The following is a 15965-nucleotide window of genomic DNA, read 5'->3' on the forward strand; positions in this document are numbered from 1 at the left end:
ACGCCAACGCGCTCCCGTTCTGCTGGAAGGGAGCGCGTTGCTTTTGGCGTTAGGCGCGCGCCAGCGGGACGCGCCGAGGGGCGCGCGTGGCGAGCGCATGGCGAGCGCATGGCTTCGCAAGGATCCGACAGGAGACAAGCGCGCATCGTCAGCAGGGGGGCGGCTTTCCGCAAAACGTCCAGCGCTGCCACCAGGCCTGTTGCGGCTCGATGTAGAAATCTTCCGGGCGCAGCGTCACGGTGTGCGCGAGCGCTGACGCCGGAAAACGGGCCGTAATCAGCGCTTGCGCGCGCGTATCCGACAGAATGCCCGTACACGGCGGGGTTTTCTCCAGCGCGGGATGGGGACGGGGCTGCTGGGCCTGAAGCAGCGCGCCTGCGGGGTTTGCAAGCGTCCCGCAAGGCGCAGGCAGCGGCGAACGCAGCCGGGTCGCCTTCTGACGACGCTCGCGATCGTCCGTATTCACGGCGCATGCGCCGCCCGACGCCGCGCCTTCCAGCGCCCACAGGCGTTTCTGAATGTAGTCGATGAGAAACGCCTTGGGCAGCATAATCCGCATGCCCGAACCGAGGCCGGGGCGCGGCGCAGGCGGGCTCTGCGCCGAAGAAAGGGCTTCGTCCGCTGACGAGACGCGCGGCGCAGTTGACGCGCCGGGATTCAGCATCGCCAGCGGGCATTGCAGCACGCGCAGCACGGCGCGCAGGGTTTCCAGCAGCGGGGTTTGCGTCGGTAATGGCCGAGGCGCCCGGCGTCCGATGCCCATCCAGGTGCGCATGGCGCGTTCAAAACGCGTGACAAACTGCACCGCCCAGAATCCCAGCCTGCGTTTGCCCGGATCGCGGGTTTTATCGGCCATCGCGACATCGAGCGCAGCGCACATCACCTCGTCAAAGAGCGAGATGTTCTGCATGAGGATTGAGAACAGCGCCTTTTGGCGCGAAACGCCAGCCATGAGAGGATTTCTCCCTGTTTGCGAGAGGCTTGAGAGAGGTGATACTATCAGGCTAGCGCATGCGTTTATAAAAGCATAGAGATCAATATTTACGATTTTCAGCAGCCCGCCCCCTGAGCGCGTTTTGGGTGGATCTTGGGAGTGGTCCACCTGTTCAGGGATTACGGCAGGCCATTGTATCTGCGTAGTGACAATGGTTCCGAGTTCAATGCCGCCAGTCTACAGGATTGGCTGAGGGGACAGGGAACCCTGCCGTTGCTCATTGATCCGGACAATCCTTGTCAGAACGGGAAATATGAATCTTTCAACGGTCGATTTGGGACGAATGTTTGAATGCCGAGTGACCGGGCAGCCTGCGAGAGGCTCAGAACGTCATTGAGATGTGGCGCGAGCTACAATATCGAGCGGTCTCACAGCGCCCTGAAATACTGGACGCGCGAACAGTTCGCCGCCGCATGGTATTCGTAAGGATCCAGGTCTTTTGGGCTTTGAGGCCCTCTGTTAAGAGTCTTTATTAGGCCATTCTTGTAAGATTTCGCCAAATTTGGAGGATGGATTATAGAAAAATTTAGAGTTTCTTTTTAGAGCACGTTCAATATGCTCATCTTCTATAGACAATTCTGTGAAGAGAAGTATAAAAAATAACATTTCTAATTTCTTGTTGGCGTCATATAGTTCCTCTGGCGTGAAGGCCTTACTCTTATCTTGGGCGTTCCGGTGAAAATAATAATTCCGAGAGTCTACTATTTTTATAATCAGTTTATCTTCAGAGTCTGTTATGAGGAGTTTGAGGCTTTGCGGCAATCGCGAAAATACCTCAGAAAGTCGTGTCTTAAGGTTTTTCCGCCCTTCGTCTATTAAGCGTCTATGGCATTCTTCTAAAGCATTTATCAAGCGAAAAAACTCGATTTCTGTATATTTCTGAATCGCGTATAAATTGCTCATCAGTAAATTTGAAACAGATTCCAATTTTTCTTTTTTAGAGAACCATTTCTCTAAAATTTCTGAAAATTTTTCGTCGATTTCTGAGTATGGCATCATAATTTGATGGGCATGCCATTTTCTGCGCGGCTCTTTCCGGGTCTCTCGAAATATTATCTGGGCATACTCTGAAGATTCTGCTCCTCTGAAAAATTTTCCTGTGCAAGAATTAAAATAAACTGGCTCCCCTGTTAATAGGCTTAGCAAGCTCCTGATGTGGGACAATGTGCTTATATAGTATTCAAGTTGGCTTGCTTTATCTGGTTTTACAGTAATGTTTGGAGTGAATCCAAGTTGGATTTCTCTGTAATTATTTTTAGAATTCATGCTTATAGTGCTGCCAATTAGAAAGTTGAGATTCTCATTTTCTATACGATGTTCAATATCGTTTTTTAATTCAAATCTGACTTTAATAGATCTAATATTTTTTGATTCGTTAGTCTCGGCTTGAGATTCAAAGGGCTTTGTCTGGAGCCATTTTTCCAGTTGGTCGATGTGCACTGTAATCTCGTCAAAACAAATGTCTTCTTCATTTTTGAATAGTGTATTGCCTAACAGGGCAAATTCACTACTATAAGTTCTTTGGATGACTTCAAAGTTTCCATGGTTTTCTCTCGTCAGCATTAGTTTGTATAAAGTAATCGCTAGGTTTCTTCTTGGGGTGTTGGGATGTTCATTAAACCCAGTTCCATGAAGAATCTTAATTTCGGGATCACGAGAAAATCCCTTCCCTGAAAAAATCGACCCCTCTTCGTATATTTTTAACTCGATACGTTCTCCGCTAACATGTTTTAAAGTTCCTGGCATCTTCTCATTTTCCTTCCCTGGGAGCCAGAAGAATCCAGTTAGCTCAAAATCTGATTTTAAGTTATAATGTTTTTCCATCTCTGTTGTCTTAGACTACACTTTCTCATGTGCGCTTTCCGTTCAATGGAGAAACCTATTCCGAGAAGAGGGCAAAATCAATTAAACCTTCTGTCGAAGAATGAGTAAATACTTAAATAATGTTTCTTGGACTAGAAGTGATTTAGGGAAGTTTTACGCTAATGCGTAATTCCTTAGCGTGATATAACATCACTCAAAAATCAAGTGTGATTTAAAGGCTGGCCATGATCGCTTGCTCTGAAATTTTTTGAATTCAGATTTTCCTGTTAGTTGCCTCACGTGATCAGTGCAGCTAAGATCACGAACTCTCTAACAGCGCTCCTTGAGCGGCGTCCCAGTGGGCGAGGCGCTCGGCGCGCCAGGCGGCGTCGCGTTGAGGAAGCGCCTCATGCGCCGGATGCGGCAGATCGGCGATCGCCGCGCTTGACGACCAGAATCCGCTTGCAAGGCCGCCTAGATAAGCCGCTCCGCGCGCGGTTACGTCCGGGTCGTCGCTGCACAACAGACGCACGCCTAAAATATCGGCCAGCGTTTGACGTAACACCGGCGACTGACTGACGCCGCCGTCCAGATGGATTTCTGCGACGGGGCCGACCGTCGGCGTCAGGGCGCGCAAATTGTCGTGCGCCCGCAAAGCGATGGCGTCAAACGCCGCGCGCGCCAGATGCGCAGGCGTCGTCCGCAGACTGAGCCCGAGCAGTTGCCCCCGCGCTTCAGGCCGCCAATGAGGCGCTCCCAGACCCGTGAAAGCGGGAATCATCGTCACGCCGCCGCTGTCGGGAACGCTGGCGGCAAGACGATCGGCCTGCGTGGCGTCGGCGAAAAGCCCCAGAGCGTCGCCTAGCCAGTTCAGCGCCGCCCCGGCGCAGAAAACGCCGCCTTCCAGTGCATAGGCGGCTTCTCCTGCGGCATTACACGCGAGCGTGGTTAAAAGACCCGGCGCGCTGGTCGCTTCCGCCTGAGCATCTGAGCCAAGATTGGCGAGCAGAAAGGCTCCCGTGCCGATAGTCAGCTTGGTCGCGCCGCGCGTCCAGGCGCGTTGACCGTACAGACCGGCCTGCTGATCGCCGGCGTTTCCGGCCAGGGGAATGGCGCGACCGCCGGTCAGCGCGGGATCCGTGGCGCCATAGACGGCGCAGGAGGATGTCACCTGCGCCAGCGCTGAGGCGGGGACGTTAAATAAGGCCAACAGCTCCTCGTCCCACTGTCGGCGGTGAATATCGAATAGCAGCGTGCGCGAGGCGTTGGTCAGATCGCTGATGTGCAGGCGCTTGCCGGATAATCGCCAGAGAATCCAGCTGTCAATTGTTCCGAATCTGAGTTTGCCTGCTTTTGCGCGATCAGAAACCGCTGTAACGTTCTCCAGCAGCCATTGATACTTGGTCGCCGAAAAATACGGGTCGAGCAGCAGGCCGGTTCTGGCGCGAATCAGGGGTTCGACGCCCGCTTTGCGCAAGGTCTCGCATTGGGCGGCGGTTCGCCGACACTGCCAGATGATGGCCGGGGCCAGCGGTTCGCCGGTGTCATCGTCCCACGCCACAACGCTTTCGCGCTGATTGGTGATGGCGATGGCGTGGACGTCCTCCCAACCGGCGCGCGCCTGCGCCAGAGCGGTTTCAATGGCAGGCAGGGTCAGGGCCCAGAGCGTCCAGGCGTCTGCTTCCACCCAGCCGGGAGCGGGATGCGAGAGCGTCACGGGCGTAACTGCGCGCCCACGGAGGACGCCCGCGCGATCGAGCGCCAGAATTTTCAGGCCGGTGGTGCCGTGGTCGATGGCGATAATCAGCGGGCGGGCGGTCATTGCGCCTCGTCGGAACTCGATTCGTCAGCGTCGTCGTCGTCGTCACCGGCGAGCGAATCGGCCAGATCGCTGAGCGCTTCGCCCTCTTGGCGCAGGGCGCTGGTGAGGGTCTCAATCCGGCCGCGCGACTGGCTTAGGACCTGTTGACAGGCGCGCAGGTGGCCGACGCCTTGTTCAAACAGCGTCAGCGACGATTCCAGCGTGAGATTGCCGCTGCGAAAGGCGTCGAGAATCTCGTCCAGCGCGCGCGCTTCTTGAGTAAAATCGGGCAGGGGTTGAGATGGCGAAGAACTAGCCATAATCAGGGCTCCTATGGGGTATGGGGGGACATCGGGCTGATGGCGCGCGCGTGAGCCAGAATCTCGCCGTCGCTCAAGCGCAGCGTCAGCGCGTCCTCTGGCGTGACTTCAGCGACTGAACGAATCAGCGAGCCGTCTGGGCGGGCGATCATCGCATACCCTCTCGACAGCGTGCGCAGCGGGCTCAATGCCTCCAGCGCGGCGGCGGCGGCGCTCAATTTTCGCTCGCTGTTGGCGTAAACAGCTTCCATCGCAGCGATTAAGGCTTCGCGCTGGTCGCGCAGGCGATTGTCCGCGCGGACGCAGACGCCCTCGAATACGCTGAGCAGGCGTGTGGCGCGCTGATCCAGCGATTGTTCAAAAAACATCAACTGGCTGCCGAGTGCGCGCAGCAAGGCGTCGCGACGGGACGCCAGCGCGTCGGTCATCGCATAGTAGTCGGGGATGGCCCACTCGGCGGCGGCGGTAGGCGTGGAGGCGCTGTAATCGGCGGCGGCGTCGCAAAGCGAGAAGTCCGGCTCGTGGCCGATGCCGCACACGACGGGAATCCGCGAGCGGTTGACGGCGCGCACGGCGGGCTCTTCGCTGAAGCAGAAGAGGTCTTCATACGAGCCGCCGCCTCGCGCCAGCAAGATGACGTCCAGCGCCTGCGGGCCGCGCAACGCGTTGAGGGCGTCCAGCGCGTCGGCGATAGCCTGCGACGCGCCTGCGCCCTGCACCGGGACCGGCGCCAGCAGCACACTCACCACAGGATTCTTGCGGCGGATGACGCGCATCATGTCGTGCCAGACCGCGCCGGTGGGAGAGGTTATCACGCCCGCGCGCAGCGGAAAGGCGGGCAGGTCGCGCTTTCGATCAGGCAGAAACAGGCCTTCTCGCTCCAGACGCTCCTTGATCTGTAAAAATGCCAGTTGCAGCGCGCCCACGCCGATAGGTTCCACGCGTCGGGCGACCAGCGAGTAGGTTCCGTTGGGCGCATAGACGTCTAACGCCCCGCTGACGGTAACAGCAAGGCCGTCTTTCAACTCAAAGGGCATGGCGCGCAGCACGCTGGCCCAAATAACGCCCTTAATCGCCGCGCCGTCGTCTTTCAGCATAAAATACGCGTGCCCGCGCGAGGAGACGCTGACGTTTGAGAGTTCGCCTTCCACCAGAATCGTTTGCCCGAGAGCCGGATCGCGGGCCAGCGCGCCTTTAATCAGTGCGGTAAGCTCGCTGACCGTGAGCGGGGAGGGAGACGAGGGCGCCAGCGAAGATGAATTTGCGTTCGAAATGGCGGCGTCGGCGCGTGGGGCGCGTTTACGTTTGGGCGCAGGCGGCTTTGTCCCGTCGGGATTCTGCGCTGCCTGATCGCGAGCCGCCGGGGACGGGAGGCTCGTCTCGAACAGGCGTTGCTGCTCGCTCAAGCGCCTGCCTGCCGCGAAGCGCAATCTGCGAACGGCCGCCAGCTGGCCATCTGCGCACGCGCCCACTCGACGACCTGCGCCTCTGGAATATCAGCGGCCGCCGCGCCGTCGCGCATGCGGACTTCCAGTAAGCCTTCGGCTGCCTTTTTTCCGGCGGTGATGCGGATGGGGAAGCCAATCAGGTCGGCGTCCTTGAACTTGACGCCCGCGCGTTCGTCGCGATCATCGAAGACGGTTTCAACGCCGGCGGCCTGTAACGCTGCATAGACGCGTCGGGCGAGGGTTATTTGCGTCTCATCAAACGTATTGACGGGGATCACAATCGCGTGATACGGCGCAATCGCCATCGGCCAGACGATGCCGTTTACGTCGTGGAAGCGCTCGACTGCCGCCGCCGCCGTTCGCGTCACGCCGATGCCGTAGCATCCCATGATAAAGGGCTGTTCCGTCCCGTCTTCAGCCATATAGCGCGCGTCCATGCGCTCCGAGTATTTGACTCCCAGCTTGAAGATATTGCCGACTTCAATGCCGCGCGTCTGCCGCAGGGGCTGGGCGCTGCCATCGGGCGACAGATCGCCTTCGCGGGCCAGTTTGATATCGCGCACGCAAAAAGGCGGCGGCGCGCTGGCGCCTGCGTTTGCGGTCCAGGGCCACTCAGCGCCGACGGTGTGAAATCCCGCGCGGTTATCGGCCATCACAAAGCGTCGAAGCGGCAGGACGCTCGCGTCAAAGATCACCGGCATCGGGCGATTGTTGAGCAGCAGATGCGTGGGCGCAACGTCAGGATTATTGGCAATCGGCGAGAGCGACTCGTTCAGCGGGCCGCCAGAAATAACGCATCGCGTGACGCCGCCGACATAGCCTTTGACGGCGCCCGTATATTGCTGAATCTCTTCCGCCGTGGCCAGACGGATTTCTTGCGCCAGAACGGCGTTCTTCAGCCGGGTTTCTTCGACTTCGAGATCGCCGCGAATCAGCGCCAGAAAGGGTTCTCTTTCGTTGCGAATATACAGCATCGCCTTGCAGATGAGCGAAGGCGGGCAGTTCAGAAAGCGGCACAGCGCTTCAATCGTATCGCAATTGGGGGTTTCGACTTCTTGCTCCGTGGCAAATAAAGCCGAGCCGTCGGTGAGCGCCGGCGGGAGGATGGATTCTGCGCGATCGGCGTTGGCGGCGTAGCCGTAGTCGTCGGTGTAGAAGACGACGTTCTCGCCGCTTTCCGGCTCGCCGGGGGCGATACGGGTCAATACCATAAACTCGTGGCTGACGCTGCCGCCAATGGCGCCGCTGTCGCTGCGCACCATCACCGTTTCGAGGCCGCAGCGCTCGAAAATCCTCGTATAGGCCGCCGCCATCACCTCGTACTCACGGTCGAGATCGGCGTCGCTGACGTGGAAGCTATAGGCGTCCTTCATCACGAATTCCCGCGCGCGCAGCAGGCCAAAGCGCGGGCGCACCTCGTCGCGGTATTTGTTTTGAATCTGGTAGAGATTCACCGGCAGATTACGATACGACTTCACCTCGTTGCGGGCGATCGCTGTGATGACTTCTTCATGAGTAGGGGCCAGCACGCAATCGCGCCCGTGGCGGTCTTGCAGACGCATCAGCTCCTTGCCGTAGACGTCCCAGCGACCCGATTCCTTCCACAGGTCGGCGGGTTGCAGAATGGGCATCAGCAGTTCCTGCGCGCCAGCGGCGTCCATCTCCTCGCGGACGATGGTTTCGACCTTGCGCACGACGCGCTTCATCAGCGGGAGAAGGTTATACAGCCCTCCCGCCAGACGGCGGATGTAACCGGCGCGGGCCAGCAACTGGTGGCTGACCACCTCGGCGTCGGCGGGCGTTTCGCGCAGCGTGGTCGCCAGCAGGCGGCTCATATCCATGGGCGGGGCGTTCCTTCTCTGGAGGGCATCCGAAACGCCCCCATCATAGGCCAAACCCGCCGCCGCGATCCAGCGGGTCGACGCGGAGGGGTTTCACGCGCGCGGCGTCAGACTGTCAGGCCATTACGCCATTGTATCCAGCCGTTTTACCGCCGCAAGGTCCCGCTCCACATCAACCGAAGTCACCCCGGGACGCTCGACCAGGCGAACATTCTGGCCGGCGAAGTCGAAAATAATCGGGCGGTCTGCGCTCCTTGCGGCTTCTAGGCCCCGCGAAACTTTTAGTCCCAACAAGGGATCGCCTTTTTCCACAGTCAACGTCAGGTAGCGCCGATTGCCAGAACCGATTTCGCCCAACTCGCGAAGCCCGTTGTCAGCTCGCAACTGTTGAAGCGCCTTTGGGGCTGGACGCGTATCACCAACGTGGAGTGCCGTGCGTGTCATCTTATTCTCCTTCACAACAACCTGATTTCACTGAATCCCGACGCGCATGATACCACACGCGTCGCGGGATGAATCGACGGCGCGCCGATGGGGATTCGCGCTCAGGCGAAGCGCCCCGGCAGCCGTTGGCTGGGGGCGCTTTACGCGTAAAGAGGGCGATCGCCGCCTTAGCTGGCGATGCGGAAGCGGTTGACGACGGTTTCCAGTTTTTGAGCCACGCCGGAGAGTTCTCGCGCGGCGCCTTCCAGACGAACGGCGCCGCTGCGGCTTTCGGCGCTGGAGCGCGAGACTTTTTCGACCGTCAGCGTCATATCACCCGTGCTGGCGGCGACTTCTCCCGCGCTGCGGGCGATATCGTCGGAGCCTTTGGCCAGCTCGCTCATGCTTTGCGAGATCATCTGCACGCCGACGTTGGCTTGCTGGACGCGTTGTGCGACTTCCACCGAGAGCCCGGCGGTTTGCTGGACGTTTTCGGAAACCGAGTCGGCAGCCGTTGCGACGCTGTTGACGTTGTTGCTGATTTCGTTCACGGTGGCCGTTTGCTCTTCGACCGCGCTGGCAATGGAGGTAATAAACTGGTTGACGTTGGCAATAATGCCGGAGATCTCGTTCATGGCATTGATGGCGGCATCGGTATTGCTTTGAATGCCCTCAATGCGGCGACGAATATCCTCGGTGGCTTCGCCAGAACGTTGCGCCAGCGCTTTGACCTCGTTGGCGACCACGGCAAAACCCTTGCCGGCGTCTCCTGCGTTGGCGGCTTCGATGGTGGCGTTGAGTGCGAGCAGATTGGTTTGTGAGGCGATATCGCTGATAATTTCCAGCACGTCGCCGATTTCTCGAGTGGAGGCGTCCAGCGCGTGCATGGTTTCTTTGGTGCTTTGCGCGCTCTGTTCTGCGTTGTTGGCAATTTGCCGGGCATGACTGGCGTTCTGGGAGACTTCTCCCAGAGAGGCGCTCATTTCTTCGATGGCGCTGGCGACGGTGTTAACGGAGGCGGACATTTCTTCCGCTGCGGCCGAGGCGTTTTGCATCTGATCGGATACTTTTTCGGCGGCCTGTTCCACGTCATGGATATTCTGCTCCACCTGAGAGCTGGCGGAATGGGCCTGTTGCAGGTTGGAAGAAGACTGTTCCACCGCCGCCGCCACGGTTTTAATGCTATTGTCAACGGTGGTGGTGGATTGTGAGGCCGAAGAAGAGAGCTGGCTGACTTCTTCAGCGCCCTGTTTAATTTGGGTGGATGTGGCAGACAGCGACTGAGACGCGTTCATGACGTCCTGGGCGCTGGCTTTGAGGTTGGCGACGATTTCGCGGAAGGAGACGACCATCTCGTTAAACGAGGTGCTGACGCGGCTTAACTCGTCGCGGGTGTCGACGGGCGCTTCGGCGGTCAGGTCGCCTTGCGCCACGGCAGTGGTGACGCGTTGCAGATTTTTTACCGAGCGGATGACGGATAAATAAAAGCCGGTCATAAAATAGCCTGCCGCCAGCAGCATGAGTCCTGCAACCAGGAGCGTCTGGTAGAAGGGGGCGCGGGTGTGTTCGATGCGATCCTTCACCAGTTCGTTAAATACCGAGGCGACGCTATCAAACAACGCATCTTGCGAGTCAATGGCTTTTTTAACGAGATTCGTAAAACGATCGCCATTGATCTGAATGGTTTTCGGCTGCTGAAAACGTTTCAGAATGTCGTTCTCGATCGCGTTTAGTAATTCTTGGGTTTGAAGATGATACGTCTTCCGCGCCTCTTCCAGTCGTCGACGCTGGTCGTTATCGGGCATTGCGGCAATCACGCGATCCAGATTGTTGAGGATATTTTCGGAACTCGATTTAAATTTTTCGCTAGAGGTAATCAATTCAAGGCTCAATTTTGCGTTGGCGCCGCCAGATTCGCGCAGCGTGTCCAGCGCGCCTTCGATTCTCGGCAGCACCATGACGGACGACAGGGCATAATCATAGAGAATGCTGCCCAGATAATAGGTATCATTTTCAGGGTCCAGCGTCATTTTGCCGTTATTGGCCGTGTCATCCAGAAGGGATTTGGCCACCAGAATAACTTTGGAAGGGTTTTCTTTCCATTCCTGACTTTGAAATAACGCGATAAACTGACTTCCATTTTTATCTGTATCGAGTGAGGAGCCCAGCTTTTTGTGCGTGTCTGAAAAATTCTGAACGAGTTGATTAATCTCCTGTTGGAACTTCTGTAATTGGGAAGCGGCTTCCCCTTTTTCGGCATGGCCGCTTTCAACATCCTTGGCTTCTAATTCGTAAGAAAGCACTTTAAAAAGCAGCGACGACAGCGGATGCATATATTCCACCGCTTTGAGTTCGCTTTGAGAGATGGTTTCCGTATTGGAGACAAAGCCATAAAAATTCCACAGGGGCTGGGCGAGTACCAGCAGAAAAATCGCCGCAACGACCATGAATTTTTGAGAATAATTCAGTCTTGCCACCAGAGACATAGCGGGTTTGCAGATCGTATCAAGCCAATGGTTCATTGCGCGGACACTCCTTCTTGTACCGGAATCAGATTTCAGACAGCGACTCATTTGACGCGACAGACGGCTGTGCGTTTGATCAGGCTGATTGAAATGATTATTTTCAGTCGCATTATAGACGCGCTTTCTCCTGCGCCAATTCCTTTAATTGGCGTATTTTGCCTCAGTGTCCGTCATGTGCGCGCTCTTGCTGCTGCTGCGGCTTGCCAGCCGTGGTATTTATGAGCCATTTGACCCCTACGTCAAGCGGAATCTCAAAAACGCAAAACCCGCTGAAAAAATCCAGCGGGTAACGCGCGCGCCACGGCGCGAGGCGTCAAAAAGCAGCGGTTTAAGCGTCGAATCCGAGGATGCCTTCGATCGTCTCTCTCAGTCCGACTCTCGGGGGCCGTTCCCGCCCCCGAGCCCCCACCCTGTCCTTATTTGAGGGTTTCACCCTCAAAATCCGTTTTACTGACTGCCTGCGTTCAGGATCCGCTTACGTCTTTGGACCGCCGCTGTTTCCGACGGAAGCTCAAAAACGCAAAACCCGCTGAAAGAATCCAGCGGGCAAAGCGCGCGCCCCGGCGCGAGGCGTCAAAAAACAGCGGTTTAAGCGTCGAATCCGAGGATGCCTTTGACCTCAACGGGCCTGCGCGTAAGCTTCTCCAAATACTTCTTATTGTCGAGCGCCTCTGCAGGTGAAACGTCATGGCCAGGGCGGTATACGATTGTAGTTTTCTTACCGGAAGGGCCTGCCGCTTGAAGAAAGACTCTCCCGCCGACGTCCTTGTTCAGGTAGGTTAATGGGATAGACTTAACAGTCATAGACAATATCTCCTGTGGATTATGGATTCTCCCAACGAGGGGATTGGTAAAGATAAAGCGCCTCAACGCGCTGAATTGCCTCAGCGGGCGGGGGCGTTTGATTTTTGTAAGGCCATCAGCGTTGTAAAGGCCTCCACCAACTCGTAATTTCGAGAATAGGGGAAAACCGCCATCTCGATCCCGCGATGCCGCAAAATAACCGTTGACTGCGCGCGTTCCGCTACAAATTTCGCTTTGCCCACGACGGTAAAAGGATCGGTTTGCTGCGGGTCATTGGGAATGAGGAGGTAGACGGTCTTGAAGTGACCATTCAGAGAAATCCGCTGCACCGTAGCGTTAGTCATCTTGCTCCAGCCCTCCAGATCTTCGCCGGAGCGGTCCAGATGGCCAAAGCGCAGGGACGGAGAGAAGGCGAACGGGCCGAGTGAAGACATCGGGGGCTTTGTCCTGCTATTTATGTAACATATATACGATATCAACACGCTTGCTTGAAACAAAGTGCGCGAATCGGCGCCGTTGTTACACGGCGTTAAAGAAGCGCAACTTTTAAGATTGCCCGTCGTTGTTACGGGTACGCGGCGCCCGATTCGTCGACGATCCTCGGTTATGGTTTCCCCCTCTCTCTCCCCCTCTCTTCTGTTTGCTGCTTCTGTATTTTCCCCGACTTCTGGAGACGCCCCCGAATGGATGCATCCCGTCCCCCTGCGATTACCGGCGTAAGCGGCAGCCCCGATGCGGCGGCTTATGGCAAAAGTTTTGCCCAGGCGAATGACGCGGCTCGACAAGCTGCCCTCGCCGCCTTAGAGCAGAACGACCGACCACTGGCGGATCTGTTTGAAAGCTCGCGTCAATATGCCCCGGATGGCGCCCAGCGTCAGGAGATTCGCCAAGCGGCGCTAGGCGCAGCGCGGCATGTGATTGAGAAATACGACGTCGACGGCGACGGACGCCTGAACATCGCCGAATTTGAGAAAAGCGAGGGCGTGGATAGTATCACCCAGTCGGCGCAGCGGGCGACGCTCTTTCTCCTCCAAACGGCCAAATCGTTTATATCCAATGCCAAAGCGTTCTTCACGGCTTTAAAAGGCGCAGAAAAAGGCTCCCCAAAAAGTGCCGACGCCGCTGATGAAGCGCAGCAGGCCCTGCCGTCGATGAGTCAGATCCTGGACGGCCAGGATGTGGCCCGCCTCGTCTCTGAAGAACTGAAAGACAAAATGCTGGCGACGGTTAGAAAAGCCGCTGAGGAATCTTTCCAGACGCTCGACGTGCATGGCAAGGGTTCGCTCGGCGCGGAGGAACTCGCGGCCTTTACGCTGCTTGCCGATGATCCGGTTACGCCGACGCGGCAAGCGCTCACGACGCATCGCGATCGCTTGCCCGCCGACGCGGTGGAGACGATTGAATCGCAGATCGACGCGCTGGAAGCCATCGGTAAAAAGCTCAACGGCGTCATCGAGCCGTTCACTAAGCCGCTAACGCAGATTCTCAGCTTTTATAAGTTGCCTGACACGGGCGCCGAGGGCACGAAATCGCCCCTGACGATGCTGGGCGAAGCGCTGAAACAGACGCATGCGCTGTTTTTCCCGCAGAAAGACGCTGCCCCGGCTGCTGCTGATACGCCCGCCGCGCCCGAGCCGCTTGCGGCCTAAACGAAAAAGCATTTCTCGCCGAATGCGAAGGCGGCGCTTCAAACGGACGCTATAATGACAGCATCGCCCCCGTCTGTTGGATAACAGGCCCTCCCTCGATGCCCGCCAACCCGTTTGAATCCGCCTTCGGCATTCCGCTGCCGCGCTGTTGCAGCGCTGGCGATTGCTGCAAGGGCGTTTCGCCCAGCACGCCCACGCGCAAATTACGCCAACGCGCCGCCGAGGGCGATGAGTTCGCGCGGAATTTCTTCTCGATTATGACGCCGTACGCCTCGCACGAGGATGCGCGCCGCGTCGTGCCGGGGATTGTCGAAAAAACCCTCGTCGCCGCGCGCCAATCGCCCGAATTTGAAAACAACGAGGCGGACGTGGTGTTTTACCGCTGCCGTTTTCTGCAACGCGATAACCGATGCGGCGTTCACGAGGATCGCCCGCAGTTTTGCCGCGATTACCCGGATTCTCCCTTTGTGGTGATGGCGCCCGACTGCGCCTATCTCCCATGGGCTGCCGCCTGCAAGAAGCAATACGCCGCGCTGACGTCGAATCTGGAAGCGCTTAAGCGCTTGCAGGACAGCTTACAGGGCGCGTCCGGCGGCGGCTTGTCGGCCCATGCGCTGGATCCTGAGCTGCTGGCGGCGCTTGAGAACGCCTCTTGCGATGCGCTCAGCGAGCTGGAGATGGAGAATCTAAGCCTGACGCTGTCGCTGACGCCGCTCTATCTGGCGTCTCCGCTGGCGACAATCTGGCTGTAGCCGCAGGCGAGCCTGAAAAAGGGGGCGCTTATCGAACGCTTGCCCGTGTACTAGTATGAGTCGGATACTTCTCGCAAGAGAGGGCGTATCTCGATCTGTCTGCGTAAAAGGCGGCTGATATGCTGGCAAACTGGATTACCGCTCTGAGAACCTTAATGGCCCTGCTCGCCATTGCGCTGCTGTTTACGTCCAGCCCGGGCGCCTATTGGGCGGCCTTTGGGCTGACGGTGGCCGCCATCTGGATGGACGGGCTAGATGGCTATGTGGCGCGCGCGCGCGGCGAAACGTCAACCATCGGCGCGCAGCTTGACATTTTTGCCGATCGCATCGTCGAGCAGGCGTACTGGCTGGGGTTTCTGGCGCTTGGCTGGATTCCGCTGTGGGTTCCGATGACGGTCATGATTCGCGGCGTGCTGGTCGATGGGTTTCGCGCCATTGCTCAGGCTCAGGGTTACAGCGCCTTCGGGCAATCCACGATGATGCAGTCGCCGCTAGGCGTGCTGCTGGTGAGTTCGCGCTTCAGCCGCTGGACTTACGCTGTCACCAAGGCGCTTGCCTTCGCCCTGATGATTGTCGCCCATCGCCCAGGCGTCCCTGCCGCTTCGCTCGCCCCGTGGCAAGACGCCGCCTGGATCATGACGCTCATCGCCGTGATTTTCTGCGCGCTTCGCGGGCTGCCGGTATTGGTGGAAGGGCGACGGTTTTTGAGCGCAAAAACGCCGTGATTGTTGTTATTCAGCGCGTTTTAGAGGCGCGCGTGGCGGTGGACGGGCGCACGGTGGGCGAAATCGGGCGGGGGGTGCTGGCGCTCATCGGTTTTGAGAAAGGCGATGACGCCGCGTCACTCGATCTGCCGCTCAAAAAGATCCCGCATCTGCGCATTTTTGCCGATGAGGCGGGCAAAATGAATCGCTCGCTGCTGGATGTCGACGGCGCGCTGCTGGCCGTGTCGCAATTTACGCTGGCGGGCGATTGCCGCAAAGGCCTGCGTCCCAGCTTCGATGACGCCCTGCCGCCTGCCGAGGCCGAGCTTCTCTACGACCAATTCGTCGCGCGTTTGCGCAGTGACGGCGGCTGTCGCGTGGAAACCGGCGTCTTTGGCGCGGCGATGGCGGTGCATCTGCTCAACGACGGGCCGGTGACGCTGATTCTGCATAGTTAAGGGGCGGAGTCGATCACGGCCACCTGCCAGCGTTCGGCCCACGCAGCGCGTTCGGCGAGCGTTCGCGGCGTCCATGGCGGCTGCGGCGCCGTGTTGCGCGCCTCGAACAACGCGATGCCACGCGCCAGATCGTCGCTCCAACGTGGATAGAGATGAATATGCAAGCGGCGCACGACTTCCGCCAGAGTCAGCCAGTACACGCGCGGGGCGCCGAGGGCTTCCAGTCGCGCGGCCCAGTCTTTGGCGGCCAGCAGGGCGACATCGGGGAGATCGGCATAGCAAATCGCCCGCGTTGAGGGCGCCAGTTGCAGATAGCCATTGCGCGCGCCCGGTATTGCCACCAGCGGCGCGTCTGCCGCATGTTCAAACGGATCAATCGTCATAGCTGCCATGGGCGCCGATTCAGGGCGAATGAATCGGGCGCGGTGAGTGCGATGCGGCCA

At 58.1% G+C, this 15965-nt stretch carries 16 protein-coding genes; 5 read left to right on the forward strand and 11 right to left on the reverse strand.

The window, feature by feature from the left end:
* Positions 1-148: 148 nt before the first annotated feature.
* Complete coding sequence (locus IPK79_09765) at positions 149-952, reverse strand: hypothetical protein (GenBank protein MBK8190719.1); 804 nt, start codon at positions 950-952, stop codon at positions 149-151.
* Between the two features lie 141 nt (positions 953-1093).
* On the opposite strand from IPK79_09765, the gene IPK79_09770 reads away from it, so the two are divergent.
* Positions 1094-1285 (forward strand): transposase family protein, encoded by a 192-nt coding sequence (locus IPK79_09770; GenBank protein MBK8190720.1) that lies wholly within the window; start codon positions 1094-1096, stop codon positions 1283-1285.
* A 168-nt stretch (positions 1286-1453) separates the two neighbouring features.
* On the opposite strand, the gene IPK79_09775 is transcribed toward IPK79_09770, so the two are convergent.
* The 9 genes from IPK79_09775 to IPK79_09815 form a co-directional block, all read right to left on the reverse strand.
* Positions 1454-2818 (reverse strand): hypothetical protein, encoded by a 1365-nt coding sequence (locus tag IPK79_09775; GenBank protein ID MBK8190721.1) that lies wholly within the window; start codon positions 2816-2818, stop codon positions 1454-1456.
* 298 nt (positions 2819-3116) lie between these two features.
* A complete protein-coding gene (glpK, locus tag IPK79_09780) occupies positions 3117-4619 on the reverse strand; it encodes a glycerol kinase GlpK (protein ID MBK8190722.1) in 1503 nt (500 codons plus the stop codon).
* A complete protein-coding gene (xseB, locus tag IPK79_09785) occupies positions 4616-4918 on the reverse strand; it encodes an exodeoxyribonuclease VII small subunit (protein MBK8190723.1) in 303 nt (100 codons plus the stop codon). Before xseB ends, glpK begins: the two co-directional genes overlap by 4 nt.
* A gap of 11 nt (positions 4919-4929) precedes the next feature.
* Positions 4930-6324: an exodeoxyribonuclease VII large subunit gene (gene xseA, locus IPK79_09790; GenBank protein MBK8190724.1), complete on the reverse strand. Its 1395-nt coding sequence runs from the start codon at positions 6322-6324 to the stop codon at positions 4930-4932.
* Entirely contained in the window at positions 6321-8207 is a 1887-nt protein-coding gene (locus tag IPK79_09795; protein ID MBK8190725.1) for a proline--tRNA ligase, read from the reverse strand. The genes xseA and IPK79_09795 overlap by 4 nt, the downstream gene beginning before the upstream one ends.
* 123 nt (positions 8208-8330) lie before the next feature.
* Positions 8331-8651, reverse strand: a complete 321-nt coding sequence (locus IPK79_09800) for a hypothetical protein (GenBank protein MBK8190726.1) — start codon at positions 8649-8651, stop codon at positions 8331-8333.
* Positions 8652-8818: 167 nt separating this feature from the next.
* Positions 8819-11152: a methyl-accepting chemotaxis protein gene (locus tag IPK79_09805; protein ID MBK8190727.1), complete on the reverse strand. Its 2334-nt coding sequence runs from the start codon at positions 11150-11152 to the stop codon at positions 8819-8821.
* Positions 11153-11743: 591 nt separating this feature from the next.
* On the reverse strand, positions 11744-11959 hold the full coding sequence (locus tag IPK79_09810; protein MBK8190728.1) for a hypothetical protein: 216 nt from the start codon (positions 11957-11959) through the stop codon (positions 11744-11746).
* An 80-nt stretch (positions 11960-12039) separates the two neighbouring features.
* Positions 12040-12393 carry a hypothetical protein gene (locus IPK79_09815; GenBank protein ID MBK8190729.1) on the reverse strand — a complete coding sequence of 118 codons (354 nt, stop codon included), beginning with the start codon at positions 12391-12393 and terminating at the stop codon, positions 12040-12042.
* A gap of 249 nt (positions 12394-12642) precedes the next feature.
* On the opposite strand from IPK79_09815, the gene IPK79_09820 reads away from it, so the two are divergent.
* The 4 genes from IPK79_09820 to IPK79_09835 all read left to right on the forward strand — a co-directional run bounded on the left by IPK79_09820 (position 12643) and on the right by IPK79_09835 (position 15522).
* Positions 12643-13608: a hypothetical protein gene (locus tag IPK79_09820; GenBank protein MBK8190730.1), complete on the forward strand. Its 966-nt coding sequence runs from the start codon at positions 12643-12645 to the stop codon at positions 13606-13608.
* Between the two features lie 98 nt (positions 13609-13706).
* Entirely contained in the window at positions 13707-14360 is a 654-nt protein-coding gene (locus tag IPK79_09825) for a YkgJ family cysteine cluster protein (GenBank protein ID MBK8190731.1), read from the forward strand.
* Between the two features lie 119 nt (positions 14361-14479).
* The gene (locus IPK79_09830; protein MBK8190732.1) at positions 14480-15085 is read left to right on the forward strand and encodes a CDP-alcohol phosphatidyltransferase family protein; all 606 of its coding nucleotides are present in this window, start codon (positions 14480-14482) and stop codon (positions 15083-15085) included.
* The gene (locus IPK79_09835; GenBank protein ID MBK8190733.1) at positions 15082-15522 is read left to right on the forward strand and encodes a D-tyrosyl-tRNA(Tyr) deacylase; all 441 of its coding nucleotides are present in this window, start codon (positions 15082-15084) and stop codon (positions 15520-15522) included. The genes IPK79_09830 and IPK79_09835 overlap by 4 nt, the downstream gene beginning before the upstream one ends.
* Here the strand turns inward: IPK79_09835 and IPK79_09840 are convergent.
* Positions 15519-15914, reverse strand: coding sequence for a hypothetical protein (locus IPK79_09840; GenBank protein MBK8190734.1), 396 nt, complete (start codon positions 15912-15914; stop codon positions 15519-15521). The two genes, IPK79_09835 and IPK79_09840, sit on opposite strands and share 4 nt — an antisense overlap.
* Between the last annotated feature and the right edge of the window lie 51 nt (positions 15915-15965).

Source organism: Vampirovibrionales bacterium (genome assembly GCA_016712355.1).
Taxonomy (GTDB): Bacteria; Cyanobacteriota; Vampirovibrionia; order Vampirovibrionales; family Vampirovibrionaceae; genus JADJRF01.

Excerpts from the sequence above, each read along its gene's own strand:
- IPK79_09765 (MBK8190719.1), bottom strand. The coding sequence starts at position 952 with ATGGCTGGCGTTTCGCGCCAAAAGGCGCTGTTCTCAATCCTCATGCAG.
- IPK79_09775 (MBK8190721.1), bottom strand. The coding sequence starts at position 2,818 with ATGGAAAAACATTATAACTTAAAATCAGATTTTGAGCTAACTGGATTC.
- glpK (MBK8190722.1), bottom strand. The coding sequence starts at position 4,619 with ATGACCGCCCGCCCGCTGATTATCGCCATCGACCACGGCACCACCGGC.
- xseB (MBK8190723.1), bottom strand. The coding sequence starts at position 4,918 with ATGGCTAGTTCTTCGCCATCTCAACCCCTGCCCGATTTTACTCAAGAA.
- IPK79_09795 (MBK8190725.1), bottom strand. The coding sequence starts at position 8,207 with ATGGATATGAGCCGCCTGCTGGCGACCACGCTGCGCGAAACGCCCGCC.
- IPK79_09800 (MBK8190726.1), bottom strand. The coding sequence starts at position 8,651 with ATGACACGCACGGCACTCCACGTTGGTGATACGCGTCCAGCCCCAAAG.
- IPK79_09805 (MBK8190727.1), bottom strand. The coding sequence starts at position 11,152 with ATGAACCATTGGCTTGATACGATCTGCAAACCCGCTATGTCTCTGGTG.
- IPK79_09810 (MBK8190728.1), bottom strand. The coding sequence starts at position 11,959 with ATGACTGTTAAGTCTATCCCATTAACCTACCTGAACAAGGACGTCGGC.
- IPK79_09815 (MBK8190729.1), bottom strand. The coding sequence starts at position 12,393 with ATGTCTTCACTCGGCCCGTTCGCCTTCTCTCCGTCCCTGCGCTTTGGC.
- IPK79_09820 (MBK8190730.1), top strand. The coding sequence starts at position 12,643 with ATGGATGCATCCCGTCCCCCTGCGATTACCGGCGTAAGCGGCAGCCCC.
- IPK79_09825 (MBK8190731.1), top strand. The coding sequence starts at position 13,707 with ATGCCCGCCAACCCGTTTGAATCCGCCTTCGGCATTCCGCTGCCGCGC.
- IPK79_09830 (MBK8190732.1), top strand. The coding sequence starts at position 14,480 with ATGCTGGCAAACTGGATTACCGCTCTGAGAACCTTAATGGCCCTGCTC.
- IPK79_09840 (MBK8190734.1), bottom strand. The coding sequence starts at position 15,914 with ATGGCAGCTATGACGATTGATCCGTTTGAACATGCGGCAGACGCGCCG.